Raw genomic sequence first — 23,478 nt, 5'->3', positions numbered from 1 at the left:
AGTACCTTCTCCTGGCCTGATCGGTGCCCGTAGGGCCGGGCCGGTGCCTAGAGGACCGGCAGGATGGCCGGCATCAGGTCCTGGAAGGTGCGGCCGTTGGCCGGGTTGCCGAGGGCCGTCATCGTCCAGCCGGTGCCCGAACGGTGCACCTTCGCCATGATCTGGGCCGTGTAGGCGCCGCCGCCGGCCAGCGTGTAGCGGGCGAGCTCCTGGCCGTTGGTCTCGTCGACGAGGCGGCAGAACGCGTTCTGCACCTCCTGGAACGTCTGGCCCGTGAAGGAGTTCACGGTGAAGACGATCTGGTCGATGTGGACCGGGACACGGGACAGGTCGACGAGGATGGCCTCGTCGTCGCCGCCCTGGCCGACACCGCCGACGAGGTTGTCACCGGTGTGGCGGACCGAGCCGTCGTCGCTCACCAGGTGGCGGAAGAAGACGACGTCGACCGGCTGCTTGTCCGCGAACAGAACGGCCGAGGCGTCCAGGTCGATCTCCCGGGTACGCGAGCCGAACAGGCCGCGACGGGGGGCCGCCTGCCAGCCGAGACCCATACGGACCGCGGTCAGGCTGCCGCCGTCGTTCTTCTGCAGACTGATGGCCTGACCCTTGGTCATGTTGACGGTCACGCGCTGATTCCCCTCTCGAACTGTCCCCTGTTGCCGCGAAGCCGCGGTTGACGAGAACCCTACGCAGGGGCACTGACAGTGACGTACCCAGGTCCGCACTTTGTGTCGGTCTTGCAACACAGTCCGTGCGGAACGGGGTTGCCGATTCCTCCGACGCGCCGGTCAGGACAGACCGGCCTCCTGCATCTGGCGCAGCTCCTTCTTCATCTCGGAGACCTCGTCGCGCAGCCGGGCCGCGATCTCGAACTGGAGATCCGCTGCGGCTGCCCGCATGCGCGCGGTGAGCTCCTCGATCTGTTCGGCGAGTTCGGCCGCGGGGCGGTCGGTCGGCACCGTCTCAGCCGCCTTGCCCTTGGCGCTCTTGGCGGCCTTCGTGCCCTTGGCGGCCTTGCCCAGGGAGGGCACGGGCGCCTTGGTGCCGCCGCCGTCCTTTCTCGCCTTGCGGTAGCCCGAGCCGAGCAGTTGCTCGGTGTCGATGTCCTCGCGGGCGATCTGCGCGACGATGTCGTTGATCTTCTTGCGGAGCGGCTGGGGGTCGATGCCGTTCGCCCGGTTGTAGGCGATCTGCTTCTCCCGGCGGCGGTTGGTCTCGTCGATGGCCTTCGCCATCGCCGGGGTGATCTTGTCCGCGTACATGTGGACCTGGCCGGAGACATTGCGCGCGGCGCGGCCGATGGTCTGGATCAGGGAGGTGCCGGAGCGCAGGAAGCCCTCCTTGTCGGCGTCGAGGATGGCCACCAGGGACACCTCGGGCAGGTCGAGGCCCTCACGCAGCAGGTTGATGCCGACCAGGACGTCGTACTCGCCGCTGCGCAGCTCGCGCAGCAGCTCCACCCGGCGCAGCGTGTCGACGTCGCTGTGCAGATAGCGCACCTGGATGCCGAGTTCCAGGAAGTAGTCGGTCAGGTCCTCGGCCATCTTCTTGGTGAGTGTGGTGACCAGGACGCGCTCGTCCTTCTCGACGCGTGTGCGGATCTCGTGCACCAGGTCGTCGATCTGGCCCTCGGTCGGCTTGACGACGACCTCCGGGTCGACGAGGCCGGTGGGGCGGATGATCTGCTCGACGACGCCGTCCGAGCGGGAGAGCTCGTAGGGGCCCGGGGTGGCCGACAGGTACACGGCCTGGCCGATGCGCTCCTGGAACTCCTCCCACTTCAGCGGACGGTTGTCCAGGGCGGACGGCAGCCGGAAGCCGTGCTCGACGAGGGTGCGCTTACGGGAGGCGTCGCCCTCGTACATCGCGCCGATCTGCGGGACGGTGACATGCGACTCGTCGATGACGAGCAGGAAGTCCTCCGGGAAGTAGTCCAGCAGGGTGTTCGGCGGGGAGCCGGGGAGGCGGCCGTCGAAGTGCATCGAGTAGTTCTCGACGCCGGAGCAGGTGCCGATCTGGCGGAGCATCTCGAGGTCGTAGGTGGTGCGCATGCGCAGACGCTGCGCCTCCAGGAGCTTGCCCTGCTTCTCCAGCTCGGCCAGCCGGTCGGCCAGCTCCTTCTCGATGTCGTTGACCGCGCGCTCCATGCGCTCGGGGCCGGCGACGTAGTGGGAGGCCGGGAAGACGTACAGCTGCTGGTCGTCGCTGATGATCTCGCCGGTGACCGGGTGGAGGGTGGACAGCGCCTCGATCTCGTCGCCGAACATCTCGATGCGGACGGCGAGCTCCTCGTAGACCGGGAAGATCTCGATGGTGTCGCCGCGGACACGGAAGGTGCCGCGTGTGAAGGCCATGTCGTTGCGCGTGTACTGGATGTCGACGAAGCGGCGCAGCAGCTCGTCCCGGTCGATCTCGTCGCCGACGCGCAGGGGGACCATGCGGTCGACGTACTCCTGCGGCGTGCCCAGGCCGTAGATGCAGGAGACGGAGGCGACCACCACGACGTCGCGGCGCGTGAGCAGGGAGTTCGTCGCGGAGTGGCGCAGCCGCTCGACCTCCTCGTTGATCGAGGAGTCCTTCTCGATGTAGGTGTCCGACTGCGGGACGTAGGCCTCGGGCTGGTAGTAGTCGTAGTACGAGACGAAGTACTCGACGGCGTTGTTCGGCAGCAGTTCGCGGAACTCGTTGGCCAGCTGGGCGGCCAGGGTCTTGTTCGGCGCCATCACGAGCGTGGGGCGCTGGACCTTCTCGATCATCCACGCGGTGGTGGCGGACTTTCCGGTGCCGGTCGCGCCGAGCAGGACGACGTCCTTCTCGCCGGCTTGGATACGCCGGGCGAGGTCGGCGATGGCAGCCGGCTGGTCACCGCTCGGCTGGTAGGGGCTGACGACCTCGAAGGGCGCCACCGTGCGTTCGATCTGGGAAACGGGCCGCATGTGTTCCACCGTACGACCCGCCACTGACAACGGGCGTGGGTGAGCGGTTCTCGCGGCTGCGGATCAGCGGGTCCGCGGGGTGCTGATCAACGGTTCTCGCGGCTGCGATCAGCGGTTCTGCGGGGTCCGGGAGCGGTGTTCCACGGGGCCGCGGGCGCGCAGCCGGCGCCTGGTCGGTGCGGAGTGGGGCGCGGAGTGGGCGGGGATGCCGGGCTTGTGCTCGACCGGCGTGACGGCGGCCCGGCCCATGACCATCAGCGGGTCGAACATCACCACGATGCCGGCGAGGACCAGGAAGGCCAGCGGGCCGATCATCATGGGAGCGAGCAGGGCGGCGGCGGACTCGCCGGTCGCGGGGTCGGCCGTGCCGTGGACGTGGACTCGGAGGGCGGCCATGCCCGTGTAGTGCATGCCGGTGACCGCGAGCCCCATGACGAGGCTCGCGCCCACGCTCCAGAGGAAGCCCCTGACCTGCCCGGCAGCCCACAGGGCGGCGGTGGCGGCGGCCATGGCGATGACCACGGACGCGGCGACGGTGAGGGTGTTGTATCTCAGCTCCCCGTCGAGGCTCATGCTGGCCATGCCCAGGTAGTGCATCGAGGCTATGCCCAGTCCGGTGATGGTGCCGCCGGTGAACAGGGCCGCTCCGGACGCGCCCCGGTAGCCGACGATGAAGATCCCGACGCCCACCATGGCGACGGCGAGGGCCAGGCTCGCGAAGGTCATCGACCGGTCGTAGTGGATCGGTGTCCCCTCGACCGTGAAGCCCATCATCGCGATGAAGTGCATCGTCCATATGCCGGAGCCGATGGCGGCCGAGCCCAGCGCGAGCCAGCCGGGACGCCAGGCGCCGGTGACGGCCATGGACCGGGTGGTGCAGCGCAGGCCCAGGGCACCGCCGAGACAGGCCATGAGGTAGGCCACCAGCGGTGTGACCAGGCCGTAGCTGAATCCGTCGACCGTGCCCTGCATGCGCGGCTGCCCTTCCCGCCCTTTGCGTCCCGGAATTCCCGATGAAAGCACCCTCCCAGGACCGCGTCGGCGGTCGGGGTTGACGAGGAGAGTATGACCCGCACCGGAATGGTCGAACGACTTTCCGGCAAAGAAACACGCCCTTGCCTCACTTGTGCGGCACCAGTGTGCGGAGTCTGGGCGACCCCGTTCAATCTGTGGCCATCCTGCGCCCGCCTCGCGTTGACCCTCTGCTGTCAGAGTTGAGCTGTCCGTGACAGCGGATCACCCGACGACGCGAGGAGTACGCATGCACGCGCGCGCTGTAGCCGCCTCGACCACCGCGCTCCTGGGAATCTCCGCCCTCCTGCTGTCCCCCTCCCCCGTCCGGGCCGCCGGTGGCGGCGGCGCGCATCCCGTGGTCATCGCTCACCGAGGCGCTTCGGCGTATGCACCCGAGAACACTCTGGCCGCCGTCGACGAGGCGGCCGCCCTGGGCATCGAGTGGGTGGAGAACGACGTGCAGCGCACCAGGGACGGCGAGCTGGTGGTGCTGCACGACGACAGTCTGCGGCGCACCACCGATGTCGAGGAGGTCTTTCCCGACCGGGCGCCGTGGAAGGTGAAGGACTTCACCGCCGCCGAGATCGCCCGGCTGGACGCGGGCAGCTGGTTCGGTCCCGCGTACGCGGGCGCGCGCGTGCCGACGCTGGAGCAGTTCGTGGACCGGGTGGAGAAGCATCATCAGAGGCTGCTGCTGGAGATCAAGAATCCCCAGCTGTATCCCGGTATCGAGCGCGACACCCTCAAGGTCCTCAGCAACGAGGGCTGGCTCGACCGCCGCCACACCAGGAGCCGGCTGATCGTGCAGAGCTTCAGCGCCGACAGCGTGCGGACCGTCCACCAGCTCAAGCCGGCGGTGAAGACCGGCTTCCTCGGGACGCCGCCCGTGGCGGACCTGGCCGGGTACGCGGGCTTCACCGATCAGATCAACCCCTCGCACGGCTCGCTGTCCGCCGGTTACGTCGCCGCCGTGCACGCCTTCCGGGGCCCGCACGGCAAGCGCATGGAGGTCTTCACCTGGACCGTGGACGACGCGGCGGCCGCTCGGCGGGCCGCGGGGCTCGGGGTCGACGGGATCATCACCAACGCGCCCGACGTCGTACGGGAGGCGGTGCGAGGCTGACGGGCGCCGCGTTGTCAGTGGCGGGTCGTACGGTGGAGCGCATGGACAGCCATGGGCAGGACGAGCAGCGGGTCGTGTGGGCTGTCGTGGGCACCGCCATCGGCCCCCTGATGCTGGCGGCGACCCGCGAGGGCCTGGTCCACGTCGTCTTCCACGCCACCGACGCGGTGCGCGACAGCGCGCTGGAGCGGCTCGCGTCCCGGCTGGGCAGCGAGCCCGTCGAGGATCCGGGCTCGCCGCTGCTGGCCGAGGCGATACGTCAGGTCGAGGCGTACTTCGCGGGTGAGCGGAAGGACTTCGAGCTGCCGCTGGACTGGTCACTGATCTCGGGCTTCAACCGGGAGGTGCTGCGCGAGCTGGCCTCCGGCGTTCCGTACGGCACGGTGGTCGGGTACGGCGACCTGGCCGGGCGGGTCGGCCAGCCCGGGGCCGCACAGGCGGTGGGCATGGCGATGGGCGCCAATCCGCTGCCGGTGGTGGTGCCCTGCCACCGGGTCGTGGAGAGCGGGGGCGGCATCGGCGGGTTCGGGGGCGGGCTGGAGACCAAGCGGCGGCTGCTGGCGCTCGAAGGGGTCCTGCCCGAGCCGCTGTTCTGACGGCTCGGGGCGGCGCGACCAGGCGCAGGGCGGCCGGCGGATCAGTGTACGCAGCCGGTAAGACCGCTGAGACCCGTCAGTCGTAGTGGCGCGCCTCGAACACGTTGCCGTCCGGGTCCCGGAAGTAGAAGCTCCGCTTGGCCAGGCCGCGTGCTCCGAAGGAGTCGTGGGAGATGTCCGTCAGCGGTACGGCGTGCTCCTCCAGGCGGCTGCGCAGTGCGTCGAAGTCGTGGGCCGGCAGGGACAGGCAGACGTGGTTGACGGGGTGGCCGGAGCTCTCGGCGGCCCCGGGGAGCATCGTCATGCGCTCCGCCTTGGCCAGCGGCATGAGGTCGAGGATCGTCTCCTCGTTGATGCGCACCGAGGGGAAGGGTGCCTCGCCCACGGAGTAGTCGGTGAGCCTCACCGGCTCCAGGCCGACCGCCTTCTCGTAGAAGCCGGCGGCGGCGACGGGGTCACGGACCCAGAGGACGATGTGGTCGAGACGTGCCGTGTGGTCGGTCATGTGGTCAAGGCTCCGTGATCTCCGTGACGCGGTGCAAGGGGTTTGGCCGGGTGTCCTGGCCGCCAGAGATGAGGGAAGGGCGACAGACAGGAGGCAGACGACGTGGTGCTCATGGTGTCCGAAGAGGTGCGGGAGGCCATCGCCGCGCGCCGTCCGGTGGTGGCCCTGGAGTCCACGATCATCGCCCACGGGCTGCCACGGCCGCGCAATCTCCAGGTGGCGCTGGAGCTGGAGGCCGCCGTACGGCAGGAGGGCGCCGTACCGGCGACGATCGCGGTGCTGGACGGGCGCCCGTGGATCGGCCTGGACAAGGAGCAGTTGGAGCGGGTCGCCAATGAGGACGGGATCCGCAAGCTGGGCCATCGGGACCTGCCGCTCGCGATGGCCTGCGGGGCGAGTGGGGCCACCACGGTCTCGGCGACCGCGCTGCTGGCGGCCCGGGCCGGGGTGCGGGTGTTCGCGACCGGCGGGCTGGGCGGGGTGCACCGGGAGTGGACGGTGTCTCAGGACGAGTCGGCCGATCTCACCCTGCTGGCGCACACACGGATCACGGTGGTGTGCGCGGGCGTGAAGTCGATCCTGGACGTGCCGGCGACGTTGCAGCGGCTGGAGACGCTGGGGGTCGCGGTCGCCGGGTACGGCACGGACCGCTTCCCCGGCTTCTACCTGTCGGACTCCGGGCATCCCGTGGACTGGCGGCTGGACGCCCCGGAACAGGTGGCGGAGGCCATGCGGGCGCAGGACGCGCTCGGCGGGCCTGATGCGGCGCTGGTCGTGGCCCGCCCTGTCGCGGAGGAGGAGCAGCTGGATCCCGACGTGCATGCGCGTGTGCTCGCCGAGGCGCTGCACGCGTGCGAGCGGGAGGGGATCACCGGGCAGGCGGTCACTCCGTTCCTGCTCGACCACCTGGTGCGCCACACCGACGGCGCGTCCCTCGCGGCCAACCTCGCGGCGGTCCGGGGGAATGTGCGGCTGGCGGCACGGATCGCGGCGGCCTGGACCACCGGGGAGTGACGGATGGTGCCGGGGCGGACGGGGGCGCTGCTGGTCGTCGGTGACCTCATCACGGATGTCGTCGCCCGGCACCGGGGCCCGCTGGCCCCGGGCACGGACACGACGGCGACCATCCGGCGGGTCCCGGGCGGCGCGGGCGCCAATGTGGCCTGCTGGGCGGCGCGTCGGGGCGGTGCCGAGGTACGGCTGCTCGGGCGGGTCGGTGCGGACGCGGTGCGGTGGCACGAGCGGGAGCTCACGGCGTGCGGGGTGCGCCCGGCACTTGTCATCGACGAACAGGCGCCCACGGGCACGGTGATCTGTCTGGTCGACGAGGGGGCGCAGGCCGAGCGGACCTTCCTCACCGACGGCGGGGCCTCCCTGCGGCTCGAACCCGCGGACTGGTCCGACACGCTGCTGGACGGCGTGGCCCGGCTGCACCTGTCGGGCTATCTGCTGTTCACCGAGACCTGCCGTGCGTTCGTGGCGCTGGCTGTGAAAGCGGCACGAGCACGTGGGGTGCCGGTGAGCCTGGACCCGGCGTCGGCCGGGTTCCTCGCGCAGCTGGGTGCCGGGCGTTTCCTGGCGCTGGTCGAGGGCGTGGACGTGCTGCTGCCCAGCCGTGACGAGGCGTGCCTGCTCACAGGGCTGTCCGATCCGGCGGACGCGGCGGCCCGGTTGAGCCGGTACGTCCCGCTGGTGGTGGCCAAACAGGGCGCGCAGGGCGCGCTGCTGGCGCGGTCCGGTGCGGTGTGCGCCCGTGTCCCGGCCGTGCCGGCGGTTCCCCGGGACACCACGGGCGCCGGTGACGCCTTCACCGGCGCGTTCCTCGCGGCTCTGCTCGCGGGTGCGGACCCGGAACAGGCGGCGGCGGAAGGGTGCAGGGCGGGCGCGCAGGCGGTGGAACACGTGGGTGGCCGGCCGCCCGCACGGACCTGACGCCTGCTGCCGCCGTGCCCCAGGGGTCAGCCGGCACCGTTCCCCTGCGCCTTGCGCCCCCGAGCGGAGATCAGCGGAGCGGTGGACAGGTCCAGCCTGCCTGAGGCGACGTTGCCGAGGTGTTCGTCGATGTCCTGGTCGGTGGCCAGACCCGCGGTGACGAGCTGGTCGCGGACCAGGCGCAGGATGGTGGACTCCAGGGCCGCACAGGCCGGGGCGGCGAGAGGGAAGTACGCGTCGGCCCGGACGCCGCTGAGTCCCGCCGCCCGCAGCAGTCGCGGGAGGGTGCGCCCCTGGGCGAGATCCGCGCCCTGGTCGGTGAGGAGCTTGCGGAAACCGTGCCGCAGCCGGTTGGCGAGCCGTTGCTCGGGGCCGTGCTCGTCGGGGCAGAGGAGGGGCTGGAGCGCCAGGTCGGTGTCCTCGACCAGGAGGTGGCCGCCGGGGCGCAGGGAGGTGACCATCGTCCGCACGGCCCGCTCACGGTCGGCCGCGCCGACGAACGGGAGCCGGGCGTGCACCAGGTCGAAGCCGTCCGCCGGCGGCTCCTCGATCGCGATGTCGTGGTGCTGCACCTCCACGGGCGGCCGGGCCACGGAGACGAGCCGGGAGGTGTCGGTGCAGGTCGCCAGCACCCGACCCGTCGGCCCGACCCTCTTGGCCAGCCAGGAGACCACGGAGGGGCCACCGGCGCCGATCTCCCAGCAGCGCCAGCCGGGGCCGACGCCGACCGCAGCGAGATGCCGGAACGTCGTGGGGTCGAAGAGGGCGGCGAAGGCGTCGAGGCGCTCCGTCGCCTCGGTCTGCCGGTGGTCGAGCAGATACCCGTCGGTTCGCGTCATGGTGCGATCATCCCATTTGTCCGGCTTGTTCGAAGGGGTTGACGCGGCTCGACCTCGACCGAACTCCGTTCGTCCACAGCCCGGAACAAAGCGGAACGAACCCTTTCCACAGGCCCGCACGCATCTCCCGCAGTCCTGGCAGACTGGCTCGCCAAGGCGCGGGAAGCGGGAGCTTTCGCGGGGGAAGCACGCAAGGAGAGCCGGATGTCCATGGCAGGAAATCTGCGGAAGGTCACGAGTCTCGGCAGGGTCGGCGGCCTGCGCAGGGTTGCCCGGCTGGCCCGGCGCCGGCCACGCGTGGACCTGAGCCACCCGGCCCGGTCCCCGCTCGGCTCCTCGGTGGTCAACTGCGTGACGTATCAGGAGGGTGTGCGCACCACGGCGCGAGGCGATCTGGTGGACGCCGTGCGGGAGGTGCGCAAGAGCGGGGAGGGCTTCGTCTGGCTGGGGCTGCACGAGCCGACGGACCGGGAGTTCGCGGGCATCGCCGAACTGTTCGATCTGCATCCGCTGGCGGTGGAGGACGCGGTCGAGGCCCACCAGCGCCCCAAGCTGGAGCGGTACGGAGAGACGCTGTTCGCGGTGTTCAAGACCGTCTGCTACGTGGAGCACGAGGAACTCACCGCCACCAGCGAGGTGGTGAACACGGGCGAGATCATGGTGTTCCTCGGCGAGGACTTCGTGATCACCGTGCGGCACGGGCGGCACGGCTCACTGGGACCCGTCCGCGAGGACCTGGAGTCCGACCCCCAGCAGCTCGCCAAGGGGCCGTCCGCGGTGCTGCACGCGATCGCGGACCATGTCGTGGACGACTATCTGACCGTCATCGACTCCGTGCAGCAGGACATGGACCATGTGGAGACCGATGTCTTCGCGGAGCAGGGAGCCCGGGTCGATCCGGGGCGCATCTACCAGCTCAAGCGTGAACTCCTCGAACTGAAGCGGGCCGTGGTGCCGCTGAGCCGGCCGCTCGAGGATCTCGCGACCCGCCCGGCCCGGGTGATCGCCCCGGAGATACAGGCGTACTTCCGCGACGTGGCGGACCATCTGCAGCGGGCGAAGGAGCAGATAGCGGCCTTCGACGAACTGCTCAACTCGATCCTGCAGGCACACCTCGCGCAGGTCACGGTCGCGCAGAACGCGGACATGCGCAAGATCACCGCCTGGGCCGCGATCGTGGCGGTGCCCACGATGGTCTGCGGTGTGTACGGCATGAACTTCGACCACATGCCGGAGCTGCGCTGGCGGTACGGCTACGGCATGGTCATCGGTGTCATATCCGTGGCATGCCTGCTGCTGTACCGCGCGTTCCGCCGCAGCCGCTGGCTCTAGGAGCGGGGCGGAGCCGGCGTCAGCCGGTGGTCCTGGCGTAGACGCTCTCCGCCCAGGTCGCGATCTGGTTGTCCGTCAGATGACGGACCAGGTCGGCCTCGCTGATCATGCCGACCAGGCGCTTGTTCTGGACGACCGGGAGCCGGCGGATCCGGTGGGTCTGCATCTCCTCCAGGACCTCGCTGACATCGGCGTCCGCGTCGATCCATCGGGGGGTGCCCTTGGCCATGTCGCCTGCGGTGACCCGTGCGGGATCGTGGCCCATGGCGACACAGCCGACGACGATGTCGCGGTCGGTGAGGATGCCGCACAGACGTTCGTTCTCGTCGCTGATGGGCAGGGCGCCGACGTTCAGTTCGCGCATCAGCTGGGCGGCGCGGTCGAGGGTCTCGTGGGCGGGGATCCACTGGGCGCCGCGGTGCATGATGTCTCCGGCGGTGGTCATGAAGTACCTCCCCTTGCCGGACGGCCGGCGCGGCGCGGGGCGCGCCGCGAGTCCCGACGCCTCTCATTGTCGCCGCGCGACCCGTCGACGGCACCCGGAGCGCGAGCCGGCAGCACATCCGGACCGTCGGGTCCGCGGGACGCCGTCAGGACGAGGGTGACGGCACGGGCGGAGTTCCGGCAGGTGTCTCAGCCGCGCCACGCCGGACGGCGGGGGTCGTCGGCGCGTACCAGGACGTCGGCCGTGCCGGCCGGGTCGGATTCCTGCTCGTAGCGCTCGAAGGCGGGAAGGGTCCAGTGCTCCGACTCGGGTGTGCGGCGGCGCAGGGCGCCCGGGGAGAGCAGCACATGGACGCTGAGATCGAAGGGGAACCAGTGACGCAGAAGGAGGGGTCCGTGCAGCAACAGGACGCCGCCAGGCGGGAGTTGGGTGTAGGGGCTGCGCGTGGCACGGTCGGTGGCCGGGTCCCGGAGATCGGGCAGGACGCGGCCGCTCCCGCCGGGTTCGAGGGGGCCGAACACCTCGCGCCACAGGGCGCCGGTGTCGTACCAGCCGTCGTAGTAGGACTCCACGTCCTGGTGGCCGTGCTCGAGGCGGAGCGAGGCGGGCCGCAGGAAGCCCTGCGTGCCGATGACGAGAGAGCGGCGACCTCGTATGCGCAGCGCCTCGGCGACCCGTTCGGCAAGGTCCCCCGGACGGGCGGCCGGAGCTCCGTCGAAGGCGACGCGGGGCCAGGGGCCGCCGTCGGCCGTCGGCAGGTGGAGCAAGCGCTCGGCGAGGAGGTCGCCGAGCCGGTCCCAGGTGATCGCCTCGAGTCGCACAGGGCCCATGATGCGTCAGTCTCAGCGCGTGCGGCGCGGCGTCCCGGGCGTCAGCATCCAGGGAGTGCCGCGCGGAGTCCGGGACGTGGGGCCACCCCCTGCCGACGGGAAGGAACCAGGCATGGCACCCCGCACAACTCCCCCACCGCACGCCGGACTTCTCGTCCACCAGCCGCTCGCGCGACGACACTGCGCCGTATGCCGTCGAGGCCCGCTGCCGCTGCTCGTCATGGAGAACGAGGCGCCGCGCTGCCTGGACTGCGCCGATCTGGGGCATCTGGTCTTCCTGCCACGCGGCGACACGGCGCTCACCCGCAGGTCGCGGGAGGAGAGCGCGCTGTGGGCGGTGGTGGTGCGGTTCAACCGGCGCAAGGGCCGGTACGAGCGGCAGGGCGTGCTGGTCGAGGAGGAGGCGCTGGCCCGTGCCGAGCAGCGGTGTCTGGCGGACGCCGAGGCCCGCCGACGGCGCCGGGCTCGGGACGCGCGGCGGCGGGCTGCCGAGGACGTGCGGTTCACGGAGGCCTTCGCGGCGGAGATACGGCGGCTGTATCCCGGCTGCCCCGAGGCGCGGGCCCGGGCCATCGCCGAGCACGCCTCGGTGCGGGGCAGCGGACGGGTGGGCCGGAGCGCGGCGGGACGGGCCCTGTCCGAGGGTGCCGTGATCTCGGCGGTCGTGGCATCGGTGCGCCACCTGGACACGCCGTACGACCGCCTCCTGATGAGCGGCGTGCCCCGGTACGAGGCCCGCCGCCGGATCGCGGCGGCCGTGGAGACGGTCCTGAGGGGCTGGGAGGCAGCCGGCCTCGACTCCACGGGGTGAGGCCCGCACAGCCGGGAGTGCCCAAGGCAGCGCTCGCTCGGCGATGAGGACCGGCGTCGGCTGGACGGTCGCGTATGCGCGTGCGGGGCTCGGCCATGGAGCGGCGTGGGGACGGGGAGTTGACTTGGGGGAACGGAGGTTGCCGAAGGTGGGATCGGCCGACGGGTGGGAGATGACGACGTGATCGACGGACCGTACTTCGTGCTGACGGTGCTGGGCGTACTGGGCACCGGGCTGGTGGCCGGGGCCTTCTGCGCCTTCTCCGCCTTCGTGATGAAGGGGCTCGCCGCGCTGCCCCCGGCACAGGGCGTGGGGGCGATGCAGGCGATCAGCGTGGCGGCGGTGACGGCGGCCTTCATGGCGGTGTTCATCGGCTCGGCGGTGCTGTGCGCGGTGATAGCCGTGGTGACGTTCGTGTTGTGGCCGGACGAGGGCACGGCCGAGCTGCTGGTGGGCAGTGCGCTGTATCTGTTCGGTTCGTTCGGGGTCACGATCGCCGCGAACGTGCCGCGCAACGACGCGCTGGCGCGGCTCGAGCCGGGCACGCCGGAGGCCGCCGCGTACTGGCCGGCCTATGTGCGCGAGTGGACGCTGTGGAACCACGTCCGCACGGTCGCCTCGGCCGGGGCTGCGCTGGCCTACCTGCTGGCTCTCACCTGACGAGGAGGCTCGGGAGAAAGCGCTGTCGCTGCGCTCTGCGCGTGCGCGGGAGGGGACGTATCGTGGCCGGAAGGAGTGCCGCCCGACGACGCACGGCCTGTCACCCGCGCACGCAAGGAAGACGGCCATGGCCGATCCCAAGGGTTTCCTGTCCACGCCCCGCCAGGACTGGCCGCGTCGGCCCGTCGAGGAGCGGGTCCGGGACTGGGACGAGGTCTACGTACCCGGAGCGCTGCTGCCGATCATCGGCAAGCAGGCCGACCGCTGTATGGACTGCGGGATTCCGTTCTGCCACGACGCCTGCCCGCTGGGCAATCTGATCCCCGAGTGGAACGACCTGGTCTCGCGCGAGGACTGGCGGGCCGCGGCGGAGCGGCTGCACGCCACGAACAACTTCCCGGAGTTCACGGGCCGGCTGTGCCCCGCGCCCTGCGAGGCGGGCTGTGTGCTCGCCATCAACCAGCCGGCCGTGACCATCAAGAACGTCGAGTGCGCCATCGCCGACCGGGCCTGGGAGGAGGGCTTCGCGCCGCCGGCGCCGCCGGACCGGCTCTCCGGGCGGACGGTCGCGGTGATCGGCTCCGGGCCCACCGGCCTGGCCGCGGCCCAGCAGCTGACGCGGGCCGGTCATACGGTCGCCGTGTACGAGCGGGACGACCGGGTCGGCGGGCTGATGCGGTACGGCATCCCCGAGTTCAAGATGGAGAAGCGGCATCTGGAGCGGCGTATCGAGCAGATGCGGGCCGAGGGGACGAAGTTCCGTACGTCCACGACGGTCGGGCGCGACATCGGCGCCGCGGAGCTGCGGGCGCGCTACGACGCCGTGGTGCTCGCAACAGGCGCGACAGCGTGGCGCGAACTGCCCGTGCCGGGGCGGGAGCTGACCGGCATTCACCAGGCGATGGAGTATCTGCCGCTGGCGAACCGGGTGTGTGAGGGGGACCTGCCGACGTCCCCCCTGTCCGCGGCCGGCAAGCACGTGGTCATCGTCGGCGGCGGGGACACGGGAGCGGACTGCCTGGGCACGGCGGTGCGGGAGGGCGCCGCGTCCGTGACCCAGCTCGACATCTACGCCCGGCCGGGCACCGAGCGCGACGAGGAGAACGAGCCGTGGCCGGTCTACCCGAAGCTCTACCGGCTGTCCGCCGCGCACGAGGAGGCCCGTGATCTGCGGACGGCTCCGCTGGCGGATGCCGACGCTCGGCTGTTCGCGGCCTCCACGCTGCGCTTCACCGGTGACGCGGACGGGCATGTGCGATGGCTGCACCTGGCGGAGGTGGACGCGGAACGCCGCGCCGTGCCGGGCACCGAACGGGCCCTGCCGGCCGATCTCGTCCTGCTGGCCCTCGGCTTCTCCGGGCCCGACCAGGGCGACGGGCTGATCGCCCAGCTGGGCCTGGAACTGGATCCGCGCGGGACGATCGCCCGGGACGCGGACTTCGCGACGAACGCGCCGGGCGTGTTCGCCGCCGGGGACGCGGCCCGCGGACAGTCGCTGATCGTGTGGGCGATCGCCGAGGGCCGGGCGGTGGCGGCGGCCGTCGACCGCCATCTGACCGGCGGTACGAGCCGCCTCCCTGCCCCCATCGGCCCGTACGACCGCCCGATGAGAGCCTGAGCACCACGGCAGCCGGTGAGGCACACCCTTGGGGCCCGCCGGGCGCCTCCCGTGCCGACGGCGGCCCTTCATGCCAACGGCGGCCCCCCAATGCCGACCGCGCCTCCATGCCGACCGCGCCTCCATGCCGACCGCGCCTCCATGCCGACCGCGGCCTTCCATGCCGACGGCGCCCCACGAGCCATTTCCGACGGCGCCCCCCCATGCCGACGGCGGCCCGCCGCAGTACGTGGGCGGGCCGCCGTCGGGGGTGGGCGGTGCCGGAACTCAGGGCTGGGCCCCACCGCCCGGTCAGCGGGGCGCGGTGAGGGTCACGGCTTGCGGCCCACCGCCCCGTACCCCGGGATCACACCGTCGTCCTGGCCCGGTACCGGGTCGCCGAGTTCCGGCCGCCAGCGGTGGGGGACCTCGATGCCGGGGTCGATCAGTTCGAGCCCGGTGAAGAAGCGGCCGAACTCCTCGCGGGAGCGCAGCGCCAGGGTGACCCCGGCGGCCTTGAGCCTCTCGGTGGCCGCCTGCGACTCCTCTGGGGTGAAGTCGGCCGTCGCGTGGGTGATCACCAGGTGGCTGCCGGAGGGCAGCTCGGCCAGCAGCCGCCCGACCAGCTCGTGCGCGCCGTCCTCGTCGGGGACGAAGTGCAGCAGCGCGATGAGCGACAGGGCGATCGGCCGGCTGAAGTCGAGGACCTTCCGCGCGCCCTCCAGGATGGTGCCCGGGTCGCGCGCATCGGCCTGGAGGTACTCGGTCGCGCCCTCGTCGGTGCCGCGCAGCAGTGCCGCCGCGTGGGCCAGGACGATGGGGTCGTTGTCGCAGTAGACGACGCGGGCGTCGGGGGCGATCCGCTGCGCGACCTGGTGCAGGTTGGGCTCGGTGGGGATGCCGGTGCCGACGTCGAGGAACTGGCGTATGCCCTGGCCGGTCAGCCAGCGCGTGGTCCGGTGCATGAACGCGCGGTTCACCCGTGCCATCACCGGGACCCGGGGATCGAGGGCCAGCATCTGGCGGCCCATGGCCTCGTCGACCGGGTAGTTGTCCTTGCCGCCGAGGTACCAGTCGTACATGCGCGCGGGGTGCGGCCTGCTGGTGTCGATCTCGGCGGGGTGCTGCCCGGTCATGAAGGACTCCATAACTCTCTGCAACTGTTAATGATCAATTCAGTGCCGCATGAGGAAGAGTGGACGAACAGGAAGCAAGCAGAAATGAAGACAGGACAGTCAGCTGTCCTCAGGAGACCAGGAAATCCGCCTCCCCCGCCTTCGCTCCCTCGATGAACGCCGTTATCTCGTCGGAGGTGTAGATGAGCGCCGGCCCGTCCGGGTCGGTGGACTGCCGTACGGCGACCCGGCCGTCGGCGAGCTTCATCGCCTCCAGGCAGTTGCCGCCGTTGCCGCCGCTCCACGGCTTGTGCCAGCCCTCGCTGCCCAGCTCGCGCGCGGGCATGCCGTTGTAGATCCGCTCGGCGCGGATCCGCGGCTGGGGGCGGGGTTTGATGCGTTCCATTCACAGCTCCTTGCGGAGATCCCTGAGGATCTCCTTCGTGCGATGTGCCGTAGCGGCCTGCGCCGCCATGCGGTCCATGACCTCGAGGTAGGTCGCCACCTCGGCGCGCGCGTCCAGATAGACGGCGCCGGTCAGGTACTCGCTGTAGACCATGTCCGGGAGTTCGGGCATGGCGAATCGGAAGAGCACGAAGGGCCCGTACGTGCCCGGGTGCGGCCCGCCGGCGAACGGGGCGACCTGCAGGGTGACGTTGGGCAGCTTCGCGGCCTCGAGCAGTTTGTCGATCTGCGCGCGCATCACCTCCGGGCCGCCGATCGGGCGGCGCAGGACGGTCTCGTCCATCACGACCCACAGTCGGGGCGCGTCCTCACGGGTGAGCAGTTCCTGCCGTTGCATGCGCAGGGCGACGTGCCGCTCGATGTCCTCGGGCTGCGTCTGGCCGATGGCGCCCGAGCGCAGCACTCCGCGTGCGTACTCCTCGGTCTGCAGCAGCCCGGGCACGAAATGGGGCTCGTAGCTGCGGATGAGGGAGGCAGCGCCCTCCAGGCTGACGTACATCGAGAACCAGCCGGGCAGGATGTCGTGGAAGCGCTGCCACCATCCGGGCCGATTGGCCTCCTCCGCCAGCTGGACGAAGGCGTCGGCCTCCTCGTCGGAGACGCCGTACGCCTTCAGCAGGAGCTGGAGGTACGGGATCTTGAGGGCGACCTCGGCCATCTCCATACGGCGGACGGTGGCGGGGGCGACCCGCAGAATGCGGGCCGCCTCCTCACGCTTGAGCCCGGCGCGTTCCCGCAGGTCCAGCAGGCGCCGGCCGAGGACGACCTGCCCGACCGTCGGCGCGGACCGCGGTTCGCTCACGCTCCACCTCCACCTCCACGAAAGGAATCCCTACAGCCCGGCGGCGCCACGCGAGACCACCCTCTCGAACACCTGTTCAGGAAAACAGGCATCCGGTGATCTCAACTGGCGCCGCGCGAGGTGCTGTTGCGAGCAGTGTGCCACGCCCGTCCAGACCGTCACACAGCACTCTGCATTTTTCAGAGTGATACTTGCCAAGTGTTCTCGGCGGGGCGATAGTGGCAAGCGTGATTCCGTCCGTGCCCTTAGGAACAGACGCCGCCGCGGGCCCCTTCGGTCTCGGCGCCGCCTCGGGAGCCGGCCCCGCGGGGGCCGCCGCCGAGCGACGGTTCCGTTTCGAGCTGGCCGCGCATCCGGGTTCTCCCGCCCAGGCCAGACGTCTGACGAGGGCCCGGCTGACCGGCTGGTCGGTGTGCGAGGACACCTGCGACACCGCGGCCCTGGTCGTCTCCGAACTGGTCACCAACGCCATCGTGCACACGGCGAGCAGCCACATAGTCTGCGAGCTGCACGACGGCGACGACCGTGTGCGCATAGCCGTGCAGGACGAGGGCTGCGCGCCCGGCCGGCCGCAGGCGAACGAGCGGTCGGAGCCGGACGACGAACACGGCAGAGGGCTGCTGCTCGTCGACGCCCTGTGTCACGCCTGGGGCGCGCACGAGCACGGGCCCGGACTGCTGGTCTGGGCCGAGCTTCCGCGCAAGGGCGACGGTCCGCGCGACCCCGCCGAGCCTCGCAACGACCTGGGCTGGGGCGCCCGCCCGAAGCCCTCCCCGGCGGGCGGTTCGGAGGACGACGACGAGCCCGAGGGGCTCCGCCGTGAGACCGGGACCTTGCGCACACCGCCTCATCAGGGGCGGCGGGAAGGGGGGAGCGCGTGACGGGCGCTCGGGTACTGAGCCTGAACACGCTGGTCCGCCTCCAGCGCGGACTGCGCGCCGTCGAGCCGCACCGTGCCGGCCCGCCCCGACGCCTGCCCGTCCCCGACGGGATGACGACCCCCATGGGCTGCGACGCGGTGGCGGTGCCCGCCCGCTTCGGCCCGCTGGTCCTGCCCCGGCTGCCCCGCGTGGGGTGCGTCTACGCCGATGAGGCGCACTGGTGGTGGCTGGTCCCGTCGGACTCCGACTACGCGATGGAGTGGCCGGCCCCCGCCCACTACGCCACGGGCGCGGTTCTCCCGGACGCCCCCGCCGTCCCGGGCCTCATCCACCGCCCCGACGGCACCCTCCCCTACACGCCGCCGATCCCCCTCTACCTCGCCCTGTGCCGCCTGACGGGCACCGCCCCGACGTGGTCCCGGAGGGTCAGCGCGTAGTCCTGGCGGCCCCGGAGAGGTCAGGGCGTCGTCCTGGGCCCCGAAGGGGTCAGCACACAGCCCCGGCGGCCCCGGCGAGATCAGCGCGGAGTCCCGGACCCCGAAAGGGTCAGCACACAGCCCCGGCGGCCCCGGCGAGATCAGCGCGGAGTCCCGGACCCCGAAAGGGTCAGCACACAGCCCCGGCGCGCGGCGGACCGTGCCCCGGGCGCTCGTCGCCTGCCGGGTGACGGTGTTCGCCGACGCGCGCCGGATCGCACCCTGGCGCTCGGCGCCCGCCCGGCCACGATGTTCCCCAGCACCCGCCGACTGCTGGCGGCCGGCCCCGCGCAGACCGGCGCCGCACGGCAGCGCCCTGCGGCACAGGCGCGGCCGGTCCAGCCCTGCCCGTACGCACGGTCGTGCGCCCGCGCGCCTCTCGCGCTCCGTTCCGCGCCCTGCCCGTCCGAAGCCCACGCCGCGATAGTGACCGTTCCGCGAGGGACGCCGGGGGGGCACGATGGCAGGCACGCAGGAGCCAGAACGGTCGGTTCCGGGGCCGAGCGGTGCGCGAAGGCCGGGCGACGGCCCAGAGACGGACCGGGACGCCGTCGGTGACGAAGGCCGGGACAGGACGCCCACGGGCGAGTCGGGCACCGCCTCTCCCCCACGCCCTCGCCGGAAGCTGCGGCGCACCGCACGCGACGGGGCCGGGGAGCCTCCCGTGTCCGAGTCCGAGCGGCTGCTCTTCGGCGGGGCTCTGCGGTACGACACGGGATGGAGCCAGCACCAGGGCGCGCTGCTGGAGCTGGACTTCCGCGCCATGGTCGGACGGCTGCCCGGGATGCTCGCCTCCAGCCTCCGGCTGGCCCTGCAGGCCGACGCCCGGGCCGCGCGGACGGTGCTGGCCGCCGAGATCGGGCGCGGCCTGGCGCAGGCGGTGAGTCTGCTCGCGGTCAACAGCGCCCTGGGCCGGCTGCTGAGCGACGGCCCCATCGAGGAGCGGCTGCGCGGCGCCGTACCCGCCCTCGTCACCGTCGCCGCCGTCACGCTGGTCGCCGCCCTCCTGCGGGCGGCCGGCACATACGCCACCGGACGCCTGGAGCCCAAGGTCGAGCGCGTCGCCACCGAGCTGTATCTCGAACGCGCGGCGGCGGTGGAGCTCGCCGCGATCGAGGACCACGCCTTCCACAAGCTGCTGGACACCGCGCAGTACGGGGCCATGTCGGCGCGCCGGATGATCATGTACGGCACGCGCGTGATCAACGCGATGATCTCGCTGATCGCCGCGGCCGGCGTCCTCACGGTCCTGCACCCGCTCCTGCTGCCGCTCCTGGTGACCATGACCCTGCCGAGCGCCTGGAGCTCGCTGACCATCGCGCGCCGCCGCTACGCCTCCTTCCACACCTGGGTGCAGCACGTCCGCGCCGGTCAGCTGATCAGCAGCCTGCTCACCGAACCGGAGGCGGCGCCGGAGATCCGGGTGCATGGGGTCGGCCCCTTCCTGCTGCGCCACTTCCGGACGATGTCGGAGACCGCCGAGGCGGAGCAGGCCCGGCTCGCCCGGCTGGCGGCCCGTACGGGGCTGATCGCGGCGGCCTGGACGGGCCTCGCCACGGTCGCGACGTATGCCACGCTCGGCGCTCTGCTGCTGGCCGGGGCGATGGCCCTGTCGGTCGCCGGCACCGCGGTGATCGCCATCCGCTCCGGCTCCTCCAGCCTGGACACCCTGGTCCTGGAGGTGAACCAGTTGCACCAGGAGGCACTGTTCGTCGGCGACCTGCAACGGCTCTACGTCGAGGCGGCCGAGCGCGCGATCCCGGTCGGGGGCGTTCCACTGCCGGAGGAACCCCGGGAGATCCGCTTCGAGAACGTCACGTTCCGCTACCCGGGCGAGGCCGCCCGGCCCGCCCTGGACGATGTCTCGCTCACCGTGCCCCTGGGCCGGATCGTGGCGCTGGTCGGGGAGAACGGCTCCGGCAAGACCACCCTGGTCAAACTGCTCGCGGGGCTGTACACCCCGGAGCGCGGGCGGATCCTGTGGGACGACGTGGACGCGGCGCGGGTGGACCGGCAGCGGCTGGCCGAGCGCATCGCGATGGTGGCGCAGGACTTCAAACGGTGGCCGTTCACGGCACGCGTGAACGTCGCCGTGGGGCGCCCCTCGGCGACGCTGAGCGAGGAGCGGCTGGCCGCAGCGGTCGCGGAGGCCGGTGCCGAGGCGGTGGTCGCGGATCTGCCGCGGGGACTGGACACCCTGCTGGCCCGCCAGTTCAGCGGCGGGCACGAGCTGTCCGGCGGGCAGTGGCAGCGCCTGGGCATCGCCCGGGCAGCGTACCGGCGCGGGGACATCCTGATCGTGGACGAGCCGACGGCCGCCCTGGACGCGCGGGCCGAGCTGGAGGTCTTCGATCGCATCCGGGCCCTGGCGGGCAGTGGCCAGACGGTCGTGCTGATCACGCACCGGCTGGCGTCCGTGCGCCACGCCGACCTGGTGCACGTCCTGGACCAGGGGAGGCTGGTGGAGTCGGGCACCCCGGACGAGCTGCTCGCCGCGGGCGGCCTCTACGCGGAGCTGTACGCACTCCAGGCGGAGCAGTTCACCACGGCCACGGAGGCTCCGGCCGCACAGCAGGGCTGACCGCGCTCACGCAGCGCGACCCTGCTGCCGTTCACCCTCTCCGCGTCACGCCGCCGCATCACCGCTGCCGTCGCCGCTGCGGACGATCACCAGGAACATGTCGGTCGCGAGGTCCATGACAACCTCGGCGGGCAGGCCCTCGAGACGTCGCGCCTGCGCGAACTCCTCCGCCGGCCAGGACCCACGCGGCCCACCTGCGGGAAAGCGTTCGAGCACCGTTCGCCCGTTCACCCTGCCACCTCCATGTAGCGCTGTACTCGTAGAGTTAAACGCCAACGATGGGGCGAACGCCTCGTCCAGTGACGGTACTGAGACGTAGTTGACACTCGTTCACCGCGAAGTGTGAGCCGCGTCTCAGCTTTTCGGCCTAATCACTCACCTTCCGTATCAGTCGTCGTACTCGTCGTGATAGCGGATGCGCTCACTTCCCGCGGGCGCCCCAAGAGCCGACGCACGCCCCTTCGGTTCCTCCCACTCCTCCTGCCGGCCGAGCGCGGTGAGGTCCAGCAGGCTGGTCGTGGAGCCCAGCCCGTCGAGGCCGCGCTCGTAGGTCGAGTAGGTGTGGAAGACACGGCCGCCCTCGCGCAGGAAGCAGCTCAGCCCGGGCCGCTCGACGAGTTCGCCCTCGTGCTCCAGGGTCACCTCGAAGTCCACGTTGAAGTCGCCTGCGGGCGACGAGTACCAGGGCAGGGTCCAGCCCATCCGCGCCTTGAACGGCAGGATCTTCGGATAGGGCGCCCGGGAGACGGCCGCGAACGTGGTGCCGCGCGCATGGAGATGGGCGAGATGCCCGATCTGGTCCAGAAAGCCCGAGCAGCTGCGGCATCCGGCGTCCCACTCCGGCGCGAACATGAAGTGGTAGACGACGAGCTGCTGACGCCCCTCGAACAGATCGAGCAGCGTGGCCTTTCCGTCGCCGCCCTCGAACACGTACTCCCGGTCGATCTCGACCATGGGCAGCCTGCGCCGCTCGGCGTTGAGTACGTCCCGGGCGCGTGTGGCGGCCTTCTCCTTGACCAGCAGTTCCTCGCGCGCCACGCGCCACTCGGCGCGCGAGACGATCTCCGGAAGCGACATGGTTCCTCCTGTGCGACGGTCCCGTTGCAGGAGGTGACTGCCGCGCGGAGCGGAACTCATCGCTCGCCGGAAGTTTTTCTCCCGGGGATTCGACGGTCAGGTGTCGTACTCCTGGATGCGCCGCCCGTGACCGCGGTCGACGAGCGCGGGCAGCCGCTCCTCCAACTCCCCCACCACGGACGGCACATCGATCGTGAGGAGCTCCCGGTCCCGCATGAGCACGCGGCCGTCGACGATCGTCGTGCGGACGTCGGCGGAGCGGGCGCTGTGCACCAGGGTCGCGGCGAGGTCGTGCACGGGCTGGGTGTGCGGCCCGGTGAGGTCGACCAGGACGATGTCGGCGCGGCGCCCCGGCGCGATGCTGCCGACGCTGTCGCCGAGGCCGACCGCGCGGGCGCTCTGCAGGGTGGCGTGGTGCAGCGCCTGACGGGAGGTCAGCCAGCGCGGATCCCCTTCGGTCGACTTCTGGACGATCGAGGTGAGAGCCATCGACTCCCAGACGTCGAGGGAGTTGTTCGAGGCGGCGCCGTCCGTGGCCAGTCCGACGGGGATGCCGGCCTCCCGCAGGGCGCGGACGGGCGTGGTGGTGGGCCAGGCGAACTTGAGGTAGCCGCGGGGTGCGGTGGCCACGGCCGTACGGCCGCTCGCGCGCGCCAGGACGGGCAGGTCCCGGTCGAGGATGCCGGTGCCGTGGGCGATGAGCACGTCGGTGTCGAGGACGCCGGTGCGTGCCAGGACCTCGATCGGGGTGACGCCGTGCCGGGCGAGGCTGGTGTCGGTCTGTGCGCGGTTCTCGGCGGCGTGCAGATGCACGGGAAGGCCGTGTTCGCGGGCGAGTTCCGCGGTGGCGGCGAGGTCGGGGTCGTCGACGGTGTACGGGGCGTGCGGGGCGAGGGCGGTGGTGATGCGGCCGCCGGCGGCGCCGCGGTGCCGCAGCGCGAACTCGGCCGACCGTTCCCGCCCGCGGGGACCCTGGGAGGAGAAGAAGGCCTCGCCCAGCAGCGCCCGCATCCCGCACTCGGCGACCACGCGGGCCACCGCGTCCATGGCGAAGTAGTGGTCGGCGAAGCAGGTGACACCGCCGCGGATCATCTCGGCGCAGGCGAGCCGGGCGCCGAGTTCGACGTCCTTCTCGGTGAGGTTGGACTCCACCGGCCAGACGACGTCGTTGAACCATTCCTCGGTCGGCAGGTCCTCGGCGAGACCGCGCAGGGCGACCATCGGGGCGTGGGTGTGACAGTTGATCAGCCCGGGCAGCGCGACCTGCCCCCGTCCGTCGATCCGCTCCCGCGCCGCCCGCCCGCGCACCGCCTGGGCACTCGTCACCTCCGCGACGGTCCCGTCCCGTACGACGATCGCCGCGTCCTCCATGAACCCGACCGCTTCTTGATCGTCGTGCACGAGGACGGTGCATCCGGTGATGATGAGCTCGGCTGGACTCTCCGCGGCAGAAGGCGTCAT

Annotated in this window: 24 protein-coding genes; 11 read left to right on the top strand and 13 right to left on the bottom strand. The window is 71.7% G+C overall.

The window, feature by feature from the left end:
- Positions 1 to 47 precede the first annotated feature (47 nt).
- From AB0412_RS03505 to AB0412_RS03495, 3 genes are all read right to left on the bottom strand, one after another.
- Positions 48 to 626 carry a TerD family protein gene (locus AB0412_RS03505; protein ID WP_030820849.1) on the bottom strand — a complete coding sequence of 193 codons (579 nt, stop codon included), beginning with the start codon at positions 624 to 626 and terminating at the stop codon, positions 48 to 50.
- 162 nt (positions 627 to 788) lie between these two features.
- The gene (uvrB, locus tag AB0412_RS03500) at positions 789 to 2,936 is read right to left on the bottom strand and encodes an excinuclease ABC subunit UvrB (RefSeq protein WP_366400761.1); all 2,148 of its coding nucleotides are present in this window, start codon (positions 2,934 to 2,936) and stop codon (positions 789 to 791) included.
- Between the two features lie 108 nt (positions 2,937 to 3,044).
- Positions 3,045 to 3,908 carry an MHYT domain-containing protein gene (locus tag AB0412_RS03495; RefSeq protein ID WP_366400760.1) on the bottom strand — a complete coding sequence of 288 codons (864 nt, stop codon included), beginning with the start codon at positions 3,906 to 3,908 and terminating at the stop codon, positions 3,045 to 3,047.
- Between the two features lie 289 nt (positions 3,909 to 4,197).
- Between AB0412_RS03495 and AB0412_RS03490 the strand changes: the two genes are divergently transcribed.
- Complete coding sequence (locus AB0412_RS03490) at positions 4,198 to 5,073, top strand: glycerophosphodiester phosphodiesterase family protein (RefSeq protein ID WP_366400759.1); 876 nt, start codon at positions 4,198 to 4,200, stop codon at positions 5,071 to 5,073.
- Between the two features lie 41 nt (positions 5,074 to 5,114).
- On the top strand, positions 5,115 to 5,669 hold the full coding sequence (locus AB0412_RS03485; protein ID WP_366400758.1) for a methylated-DNA--[protein]-cysteine S-methyltransferase: 555 nt from the start codon (positions 5,115 to 5,117) through the stop codon (positions 5,667 to 5,669).
- Between the two features lie 76 nt (positions 5,670 to 5,745).
- Here the strand turns inward: AB0412_RS03485 and AB0412_RS03480 are convergent, their stop codons facing one another.
- Complete coding sequence (locus AB0412_RS03480) at positions 5,746 to 6,174, bottom strand: VOC family protein (protein WP_366400757.1); 429 nt, start codon at positions 6,172 to 6,174, stop codon at positions 5,746 to 5,748.
- Positions 6,175 to 6,276: 102 nt separating this feature from the next.
- Here AB0412_RS03480 and AB0412_RS03475 point away from each other — a divergent pair, with 102 nt between their 5' ends.
- Both AB0412_RS03475 and AB0412_RS03470 read left to right on the top strand, forming a co-directional pair.
- Entirely contained in the window at positions 6,277 to 7,188 is a 912-nt protein-coding gene (locus AB0412_RS03475; RefSeq protein WP_366400756.1) for a pseudouridine-5'-phosphate glycosidase, read from the top strand.
- Between the two features lie 3 nt (positions 7,189 to 7,191).
- Positions 7,192 to 8,106 (top strand): sugar kinase, encoded by a 915-nt coding sequence (locus AB0412_RS03470; RefSeq protein ID WP_366400755.1) that lies wholly within the window; start codon positions 7,192 to 7,194, stop codon positions 8,104 to 8,106.
- A 26-nt stretch (positions 8,107 to 8,132) separates the two neighbouring features.
- Here AB0412_RS03470 and AB0412_RS03465 read toward each other — a convergent pair whose 3' ends face one another.
- Positions 8,133 to 8,945: a methyltransferase domain-containing protein gene (locus tag AB0412_RS03465; RefSeq protein WP_366400754.1), complete on the bottom strand. Its 813-nt coding sequence runs from the start codon at positions 8,943 to 8,945 to the stop codon at positions 8,133 to 8,135.
- A gap of 204 nt (positions 8,946 to 9,149) precedes the next feature.
- Between AB0412_RS03465 and AB0412_RS03460 the strand changes: the two genes are divergently transcribed.
- The gene (locus AB0412_RS03460) at positions 9,150 to 10,277 is read left to right on the top strand and encodes a magnesium and cobalt transport protein CorA (RefSeq protein ID WP_366400753.1); all 1,128 of its coding nucleotides are present in this window, start codon (positions 9,150 to 9,152) and stop codon (positions 10,275 to 10,277) included.
- A 19-nt stretch (positions 10,278 to 10,296) separates the two neighbouring features.
- Here the strand turns inward: AB0412_RS03460 and AB0412_RS03455 are convergent, their stop codons facing one another.
- A complete protein-coding gene (locus tag AB0412_RS03455) occupies positions 10,297 to 10,722 on the bottom strand; it encodes a CBS domain-containing protein (protein WP_366400752.1) in 426 nt (141 codons plus the stop codon).
- A gap of 188 nt (positions 10,723 to 10,910) precedes the next feature.
- On the bottom strand, positions 10,911 to 11,552 hold the full coding sequence (locus tag AB0412_RS03450) for a uridine kinase (RefSeq protein WP_366400751.1): 642 nt from the start codon (positions 11,550 to 11,552) through the stop codon (positions 10,911 to 10,913).
- A 112-nt stretch (positions 11,553 to 11,664) separates the two neighbouring features.
- Here AB0412_RS03450 and AB0412_RS03445 point away from each other — a divergent pair, with 112 nt between their 5' ends.
- From AB0412_RS03445 to AB0412_RS03435, 3 genes are all read left to right on the top strand, one after another.
- The gene (locus AB0412_RS03445; RefSeq protein WP_366400750.1) at positions 11,665 to 12,363 is read left to right on the top strand and encodes a DUF2293 domain-containing protein; all 699 of its coding nucleotides are present in this window, start codon (positions 11,665 to 11,667) and stop codon (positions 12,361 to 12,363) included.
- A gap of 180 nt (positions 12,364 to 12,543) precedes the next feature.
- Complete coding sequence (locus AB0412_RS03440) at positions 12,544 to 13,023, top strand: anthrone oxygenase family protein (RefSeq protein WP_366400749.1); 480 nt, start codon at positions 12,544 to 12,546, stop codon at positions 13,021 to 13,023.
- Positions 13,024 to 13,150: 127 nt separating this feature from the next.
- Positions 13,151 to 14,641 (top strand): glutamate synthase subunit beta, encoded by a 1,491-nt coding sequence (locus AB0412_RS03435; protein WP_366400748.1) that lies wholly within the window; start codon positions 13,151 to 13,153, stop codon positions 14,639 to 14,641.
- Between the two features lie 311 nt (positions 14,642 to 14,952).
- Here the strand turns inward: AB0412_RS03435 and AB0412_RS03430 are convergent, their stop codons facing one another.
- From AB0412_RS03430 to AB0412_RS03420, 3 genes are all read right to left on the bottom strand, one after another.
- A complete protein-coding gene (locus tag AB0412_RS03430; RefSeq protein WP_366400747.1) occupies positions 14,953 to 15,756 on the bottom strand; it encodes an SAM-dependent methyltransferase in 804 nt (267 codons plus the stop codon).
- 109 nt (positions 15,757 to 15,865) lie between these two features.
- Positions 15,866 to 16,141 carry a DUF397 domain-containing protein gene (locus AB0412_RS03425; protein ID WP_366400746.1) on the bottom strand — a complete coding sequence of 92 codons (276 nt, stop codon included), beginning with the start codon at positions 16,139 to 16,141 and terminating at the stop codon, positions 15,866 to 15,868.
- On the bottom strand, positions 16,142 to 17,002 hold the full coding sequence (locus AB0412_RS03420; RefSeq protein ID WP_366400745.1) for a helix-turn-helix transcriptional regulator: 861 nt from the start codon (positions 17,000 to 17,002) through the stop codon (positions 16,142 to 16,144).
- A gap of 218 nt (positions 17,003 to 17,220) precedes the next feature.
- Between AB0412_RS03420 and AB0412_RS03415 the strand changes: the two genes are divergently transcribed.
- From AB0412_RS03415 to AB0412_RS03405, 3 genes are all read left to right on the top strand, one after another.
- Positions 17,221 to 17,883, top strand: coding sequence for an ATP-binding protein (locus AB0412_RS03415; protein ID WP_366400744.1), 663 nt, complete (start codon positions 17,221 to 17,223; stop codon positions 17,881 to 17,883).
- Positions 17,880 to 18,320: a hypothetical protein gene (locus AB0412_RS03410; RefSeq protein WP_366400743.1), complete on the top strand. Its 441-nt coding sequence runs from the start codon at positions 17,880 to 17,882 to the stop codon at positions 18,318 to 18,320. Before AB0412_RS03415 ends, AB0412_RS03410 begins: the two co-directional genes overlap by 4 nt.
- A gap of 703 nt (positions 18,321 to 19,023) precedes the next feature.
- On the top strand, positions 19,024 to 20,940 hold the full coding sequence (locus AB0412_RS03405) for an ABC transporter ATP-binding protein (protein ID WP_366400742.1): 1,917 nt from the start codon (positions 19,024 to 19,026) through the stop codon (positions 20,938 to 20,940).
- A gap of 45 nt (positions 20,941 to 20,985) precedes the next feature.
- On the opposite strand, the gene AB0412_RS03400 is transcribed toward AB0412_RS03405, so the two are convergent.
- The 3 genes from AB0412_RS03400 to AB0412_RS03390 all read right to left on the bottom strand — a co-directional run bounded on the left by AB0412_RS03400 (position 20,986) and on the right by AB0412_RS03390 (position 23,478).
- Positions 20,986 to 21,171 (bottom strand): hypothetical protein, encoded by a 186-nt coding sequence (locus AB0412_RS03400; RefSeq protein ID WP_260829667.1) that lies wholly within the window; start codon positions 21,169 to 21,171, stop codon positions 20,986 to 20,988.
- 156 nt (positions 21,172 to 21,327) lie between these two features.
- Entirely contained in the window at positions 21,328 to 22,017 is a 690-nt protein-coding gene (locus AB0412_RS03395) for a DUF899 domain-containing protein (protein WP_366400741.1), read from the bottom strand.
- A 96-nt stretch (positions 22,018 to 22,113) separates the two neighbouring features.
- Positions 22,114 to 23,478: an amidohydrolase gene (locus AB0412_RS03390; protein WP_366400740.1), complete on the bottom strand. Its 1,365-nt coding sequence runs from the start codon at positions 23,476 to 23,478 to the stop codon at positions 22,114 to 22,116.

It is taken from the genome of Streptomyces sp. NPDC052012 (assembly GCF_040689265.1).
In the GTDB taxonomy this organism is placed as follows: Bacteria; Actinomycetota; Actinomycetes; order Streptomycetales; family Streptomycetaceae; genus Streptomyces.
Note: the sequence above shows the minus strand (reverse complement) of the source record. Positions and strands in the feature narration are given on the sequence as shown.